Origin of the sequence: Dinoroseobacter sp. PD6, from assembly GCF_028807315.1 — a bacterium.
GTDB classification, from domain to species: domain Bacteria; phylum Pseudomonadota; class Alphaproteobacteria; order Rhodobacterales; family Rhodobacteraceae; genus Dinoroseobacter; species Dinoroseobacter shibae.
This window is the reverse complement of record NZ_JARAMN010000010.1, coordinates 185,068-191,067: the sequence shown is the minus strand read 5'-3', so window position 1 is coordinate 191,067 and position 6,000 is coordinate 185,068. Positions and strand designations below refer to the sequence as shown.

The window sequence follows — 6,000 nt, the reverse complement described above, 5'->3', positions numbered from 1 at the left end:
AGAGTAGGTCACCGCCAAACCTAGAAAAAAACCAATAACTCTCTATAGGATCCAATCTCGCCCCATCGAGATCATGTGACTTTCGCCCTACCGGCGATATCTGTGATCCATGCGTGGCGTCGGTTTCATCTTTCTTCTGCTTGCAGCGATGCTGCCCAGGCCGGTTGTGGCGTCCGAGCCCGTGAGCCTGATCGTGTCCCGCAATGCGGCAACGACATCCCTTTATATCATGGCGCCTGCGGCACCGGTCCTCGACGCGGTTGCTGCGCTCGGGCGCGATCTGCGGACGGATCTGTCCGAGCCGATCACGTTTGCCCGTGGTCACGAGATTGCGGCGCAAGCAATGATCCATCTCGCCGCCCAGACGCAGGTTCTGTCGAAGGATGGCGCGCATCCGACCTCCGCCTTGCCGACCCTGCTGCACGCCGGCGCGGATCGTCTGCCGTTCGACACGCCGCTGCAGGCGTCGATTTCGACGACCGTGTGCAGCACACCGACGGCCCCGATCGCGCCCTTGTCGGAGTTGTACCTCTATACCGGCCTTCGTGCCGACGTCGGTCTGGACGCTGCGGACCTCGTGCTGGAGTTGCCGGGCGATGGCTTCGCGCATGTCCCGGTTGCGGTGCGCCTCTATGAACGGGGGCGCTTTGTCGATGCGTTCGAGACCACCGTGTCCGCCGACGGCGTGCTGCGTTTGAGCCCGGATGCGGCCGGCCGCGCTATCCCGGTCTGGCCTGTGATCCTGGGTAGCCTGGCGTTCGGCCTTGTTGCCGTAACCGGGCTCCAGGCTGTTCGAAGAACGCGCCGACATGCTGCCCTTCGACGCCCGTGATGGACCCGCATCTACCGATGCAGGTGTTCAGAGCAGACTTCTCTGCGCCACGAGGCTGATGCGACGCTCATCGACGTTGCACCCAACGCCCTGAAAAGGCTTGCCCAACGCAGGGCTTTTTCCGTGCCTTGCGATCATCTCTCGAATTACCGCTGGCAAGCTATGCATTTTTGTGCATTATTTCCCAAGTGGCGGGGGAGATGCCTGATTTGTCTGGTTTCTGGAGCGTTTTGGCAGATGCGATCGGTCTGGTCCTGGTGTGGGATCCGGACCTGGTCGAGATCATCGGCCTCTCTTTGCGCGTCACCCTGACTGCCGTCGCGGTGGCCTGTGTGATCGGCCTCCCCCTCGGGGCGGCGGCTGGCGCTTTCCGCTTCCCCGGCCGTACGGTCCTTGTGGTCCTCTTGAACGCAGCGATGGGGCTGCCCCCTGTGGTGGTGGGGCTGCTGGTGTACCTGATGCTGTCTGCGGCCGGGCCCCTGGGCACACTTGGCCTGCTTTATACGCCCACCGCGATGATCATCGCCCAGGCGGTGTTGGTCACGCCTATCGTGGCCGCGCTGACCTGCCAAGTGGTGGCGGATCTCGACGCGGAATACTCCGAACAATTCGCCTCGCTTCAGGTCGGACCGGTCGACCGGATTGGCGCCTATCTCTGGGATGCGCGCTATACCCTTTTGACGGTGGCGCTTGCGGGGTTCGGGCGGGCCGTGGCGGAGGTTGGCGCGGTGATGATCGTCGGCGGCAATATCGACCATGCCACCCGGGTGATGACCACCACGATCGCGCTGGAGACGTCCAAGGGCAATCTCGAACTGGCCCTGGCCCTGGGCATCATCCTGCTCTGCATGGCGGTGATCGTGAACGCGCTGGTCATGTCGATCCGCGCCTCGGCGGTGAGGGCGGCCTATGCGTGACTTCCACACCCATCCGGAGCTGGAGCTTGGCGACAAGCTTCTCGAAGCCCGCGACATCGTGCTGATGCGCGGCGGCAAGCGGCTGCTCGACGGTGTCGACCTGTCCCTGCCTGCCGGTCGGCGCACGGTGATCATGGGGGCCAATGGCGCGGGCAAGAGCCTGCTGCTGCGGGTCCTGCACGGGCTCATTGCGCCCGATGCGGGCCAGGTGCTCTGGCACGGCGCCCCCCTGTCGGCAGAGGCGCGGCAGGCGCAATCCATGGTGCTGCAGCGCCCGGTCCTGCTGCGACGCTCGGTTCTGAGCAACCTGCGCTTCGCCCTGTCGGTCCGCGGCATTCGCGGCAAGGAGCGCGCGGCCCGCGAGGCCGAGGCGCTCGACCGTGCGGGGCTGTCCGAGCTTGCCCGCCGCCCGGCGCGGGTGCTCTCAGGGGGCGAGCAGCAACGCCTCGCCGTGGCGCGGGCCCTGTCCACCGCGCCCCGGATGCTCCTGCTCGACGAGCCGACTGCCAGCCTCGATCCCGCCGCCACACGGCAGATCGAAAGCCAGATCAACGCGGCCCATGGCGCCGGGGTCACTGTCGTGATGGTCACCCATGATCACGGCCAGGCGAGGCGGATGGCGGATGATATCCTCTTCCTGCACCGGGGCCGCGTGGCCGAGGCCGGGCCCGCGCAGCAGGTGCTCACCGCGCCGCGCAGCGCCGCGGTCGCCGCCTGGCTCGACGGCCGGTTCTACGACGGCCCCTGATATCCATTCCCGATCCCTGAACTGGAGGAGTCCCGATGAGACTTGCCCTGATATCCTCGCTCTTCGCTGCTTGCCTCGGCGCAGCCACAACGCTCGCCGGGGTCGCACAGGCCTCGGAGCCGTCCATCCTCGTGCAGTCCACGACCTCGACCCAGAATTCCGGGCTCTTCGACCATATCCTGCCCATTTTCGAGGCCGAGACCGGCATCGATGTGCAGGTCGTGGCCGTCGGGACGGGGCAGGCCCTGCGCAATGCGGCCAACGGGGACGGCGATGTCCTGTTCGTTCATGCCAAGGCTGCCGAAGAAAAATTCGTTGCCGACGGGTTCGGCGTGTCCCGTGCCGATGTGATGTATAACGACTTCGTCATCGTCGGTCCCGCCGCGGACCCCGCCGGTGTCGGCGGGAGCAGCGATGCGGTGGCGGCCCTGGCGCAGATCGCCGAAGCCCAGGCGCCCTTCCTCAGCCGCGGCGATGACAGCGGCACCAACAAGGCCGAGCTGCGCCTCTGGTCCGAGACCGGCATCGACGCCCAGGCGGCGTCGGGCGACTGGTATCGCGAAACCGGATCCGGCATGGGCGCGACGCTGAACACCGGCATCGCCATGAACGGCTACGTCATGACCGACCGCGCCACCTGGATCGCCTTTGGCAACAAGCAGAACCACGAGATTCTCGTGGAAGGCGACCCCAAGCTTTTCAACCAGTATGGGATCATCCTCGTAAACCCCGAGCGTCACGCCCATGTCAAAGCCGATCTCGGTCAGCAATTCGTCGACTGGATCCTGTCGGAAGAAGGGCAAGCCGCGATCGCGTCCTTCAAGGTCGACGGGCAGCAGCTCTTTTTCCCGAACGCGGGCGGTTGATCCGGCTCACGGTCCGTTCCAGCGGACCGTGCCAAGCTCGGACACGTCGTAGCCCCCCAGCGCCCGCGCCTTTTCCAAGGCCGCGGGCGTTGACGCGAATTGCAGCAGGCGCTGGAACGGATCCGAGAAATAGAACGCCCGGTCGACCAGCAAGTCGAAGCGTTCCTCCACGATCGGCACGAAGCCCAGCTTGAACTGCCGTGCCATGGCCGCAAGTCCCAGCGCCGCGTCCGCCTCGCCGGAGGCGACCGCCGCCGCCGCCTCGTGCTCGGTTCGGGCCACATCCGTCCCCGTGACCAGGTCGGACAGTGCCATCCCCGCATCGTCCAGCAACCGCTCCAGCAATACCGCCGCCCCGGCGCCCGGCTGGCGCAGCACGACACGCTGGCCTCGCAGGTCGGCCACATCTTTGACATCGGCGGCAAGGGCAGGGGACAGCAGCAGCCCCCGTTGGCGTATCGCCCATCCGATCAGCACGCAGTCGCGCACCCCCTGCGCCCGCACGCTGCCCACGTTCCAGCCGTCGTCTTCGGGGATGTGCAGCCCGCAGAACGCGGCCTCTCGCGCCGCGAAGCGCGCGAGCCCTTCGGCACTGCCATTCTGCAACACCGCCAGCCCGCAGTCGGAGGCCCCGACCGCCCAGGCGAGCCACGGATCATGCGACCCGGTCAGCACCGGAGGCAGGGCGGTCGCCTGCCGGTCTCCTTCGATCCAGTCGAGAAGTTCCTCGCGCGGGAACAGCAGTTTCCCTGTGATCCGGCGATGGGGGATCTCGTCCGCGCCGGCCAGGTCATAGACCTTCCGCTCCCGCACCCGCAGCAAATCCGCCACCTCCTTGGTGGTCAGAAATCTCGGGGCGTCAGGGGCGTTGAGGTCCATGGCTCCGCGCGGTTGTCCATTCCTGCCGGGACGATGGGGACAAATCCCGCACCGCGCAAGGCCCTTATGCGGCCGATTGCGGCAGGGTGCGGCGCGCTGCCTGCATCCAGCGGTCCAGCGTCGCGATCTCTTCGGCGCTCATCCGCAGGCCCAGCTTGCTGCGCCGCCAGACCACGTCCTCGGCCTGCCGCGCATATTCGCGCGTCATAAGCCAGCGCACCTCCCGCGCGGTCAGGGTCGCGCCGAACCCCTCGCCCAGTTCGGCTTCGGTCTTCGCGTCGCCCAGAACCTCCCACGCGTCGCGCCCATAGGCGCGGATCAGCCGCGTCGCCCACCGTGCGCTCAGGAACGGATAGGCCGCGCGCAGCTGCGCGATCAGCTCTTCGACCCCGTCCACCGGGAAATCGCCCCCGGGCAGCGCCACGCCGGCGGTCCACGGCCCCGCGCCGACGGGCAGCTGCGCGCCGATCTGCGCCAACGCGCTTTCCGCCAGCCGCCGATAGGTGGTGATCTTGCCGCCGAACACGTTCAGCACCGGCGCCCCGGCCGCGGCATCGGTCTTGAGCGTGTAATCCCGCGTCGCCGCCGTCGCGCTGCTCGCGCCGTCATCATAAAGCGGCCGCACCCCGGAATAGGTCCAGACCACGTCCTCGGCCGTGATGTCCTGCTTGAAATACTGGTTCGCGAAGGCCAGCAGGTAGTCGCGCTCCTCCGGCGTGCATTCGGGCTTCTGCGAGGGGTCCGGATGCTCCGCATCGGTGGTGCCGATCAGGGTGAAATCCGTCTCGTAGGGGATCGCGAAGATGATCCGCCCATCGGTCCCCTGGAAGAAGTAGCACTTGTCGTGGTCATAGAGCTTGGGCACCACGATGTGACTGCCCCGCACCAGCCGCACCGTGTCCGGCACGTTCAGCCGCAGGGTCCCGGTCAGCAGTTCGGCGACCCAGGGCCCGCCTGCGTTCACCAGCATCTTCGCCCGGAAACTGCGCCGCGTGCCGGTGTCGGCCTCTTGGGTCTCGATCCGCCAGTGATCGGCATGCCGCTCGGTCGCGACGACCTTGGTGCGCGTGTGAATCTCCGCCCCGCGCGCCTCCGCATCGCGCGCGTTCAGGACCACCAGACGCGAATCCTCCACCCAGCAGTCGGAATACTCGAACGCCTTCTCGAACCGCGGCTCCAACGGTGCGCCTTCGGGCGTGCCCTGCAGCGACAGGGTCTCGGTCCCCGGCAGGATCTTCCGTCCGCCCAGGTTGTCATAGAGGAACAGCCCCAGCCGGATCAGCCAGGCGGGCCGCCGCCCCTTCATCCAAGGCATGAAAATGCCCAGCAGTTTCGAGGTCGGGGTCTGCCCTTCGAAGCGCATGTCCGGGTGATAGGGCAGCACGAACCGCTTGGGCCAGCTGATATGGGGCATCGCGCGCAGCAGCACCTCCCGCTCGATCAGGGCCTCGCGCACCAGCCGGAATTCGAAATACTCCAGGTATCGCAGCCCGCCATGGAAGAGCTTGGTGGACCCCGACGAAGTGCCCGAGGCCAGATCGTTCATCTCGGCCAGCGCCACCGAGAGCCCGCGCCCGGCGGCATCGCGCGCGATCCCGCAACCATTGATGCCCCCCCCGATGATGAAGAGGTCGTGCAATTTCGCGTCTGTTTCCGGCATGGTCATGGGAGCACTCGCATCTGCGTTTGTGCGCGGTTTAGGGCAAAGCGAACAAAAAAGAAAATCACTTTGGTGAAACAATCGGCCAAGCGCGCGGT

At 66.6% G+C, this 6,000-nt stretch carries 6 protein-coding genes; 4 read left to right on the top strand and 2 right to left on the bottom strand.

What is annotated here, in order from left to right:
- Window positions 1–109: 109 nt before the first annotated feature.
- The 4 genes from PVW48_RS16540 (at window position 110) to PVW48_RS16525 (ending at window position 3,363) form a co-directional block, all read left to right on the top strand.
- Window positions 110–832, top strand: a complete 723-nt coding sequence (locus PVW48_RS16540; RefSeq protein WP_274582109.1) for a hypothetical protein — start codon at window positions 110–112, stop codon at window positions 830–832.
- Between the two features lie 209 nt (window positions 833–1,041).
- A complete protein-coding gene (locus tag PVW48_RS16535; RefSeq protein WP_044027611.1) occupies window positions 1,042–1,749 on the top strand; it encodes an ABC transporter permease in 708 nt (235 codons plus the stop codon).
- Window positions 1,742–2,497 (top strand): ATP-binding cassette domain-containing protein, encoded by a 756-nt coding sequence (locus PVW48_RS16530; RefSeq protein WP_274582107.1) that lies wholly within the window; start codon window positions 1,742–1,744, stop codon window positions 2,495–2,497. The genes PVW48_RS16535 and PVW48_RS16530 overlap by 8 nt, the downstream gene beginning before the upstream one ends.
- 35 nt (window positions 2,498–2,532) lie before the next feature.
- The gene (locus tag PVW48_RS16525) at window positions 2,533–3,363 is read left to right on the top strand and encodes a substrate-binding domain-containing protein (RefSeq protein ID WP_012177306.1); all 831 of its coding nucleotides are present in this window, start codon (window positions 2,533–2,535) and stop codon (window positions 3,361–3,363) included.
- Between the two features lie 6 nt (window positions 3,364–3,369).
- Here the strand turns inward: PVW48_RS16525 and PVW48_RS16520 are convergent, their stop codons facing one another.
- Window positions 3,370–4,242, bottom strand: coding sequence for a helix-turn-helix transcriptional regulator (locus PVW48_RS16520; RefSeq protein WP_274582106.1), 873 nt, complete (start codon window positions 4,240–4,242; stop codon window positions 3,370–3,372).
- A gap of 64 nt (window positions 4,243–4,306) precedes the next feature.
- Window positions 4,307–5,902, bottom strand: coding sequence for a glycerol-3-phosphate dehydrogenase (glpD, locus tag PVW48_RS16515; protein WP_274582116.1), 1,596 nt, complete (start codon window positions 5,900–5,902; stop codon window positions 4,307–4,309).
- Window positions 5,903–6,000: the final 98 nt, after the last annotated feature.

Coding starts and splice junctions, on each gene's coding strand:
- PVW48_RS16540 (WP_274582109.1), top strand. CDS start 110: ATGCGTGGCGTCGGTTTCATCTTTCTTCTGCTTGCAGCGATGCTGCCC.
- PVW48_RS16530 (WP_274582107.1), top strand. CDS start 1,742: ATGCGTGACTTCCACACCCATCCGGAGCTGGAGCTTGGCGACAAGCTT.
- PVW48_RS16525 (WP_012177306.1), top strand. CDS start 2,533: ATGAGACTTGCCCTGATATCCTCGCTCTTCGCTGCTTGCCTCGGCGCA.
- PVW48_RS16520 (WP_274582106.1), bottom strand. CDS start 4,242: ATGGACCTCAACGCCCCTGACGCCCCGAGATTTCTGACCACCAAGGAG.
- glpD (WP_274582116.1), bottom strand. CDS start 5,902: ATGCCGGAAACAGACGCGAAATTGCACGACCTCTTCATCATCGGGGGG.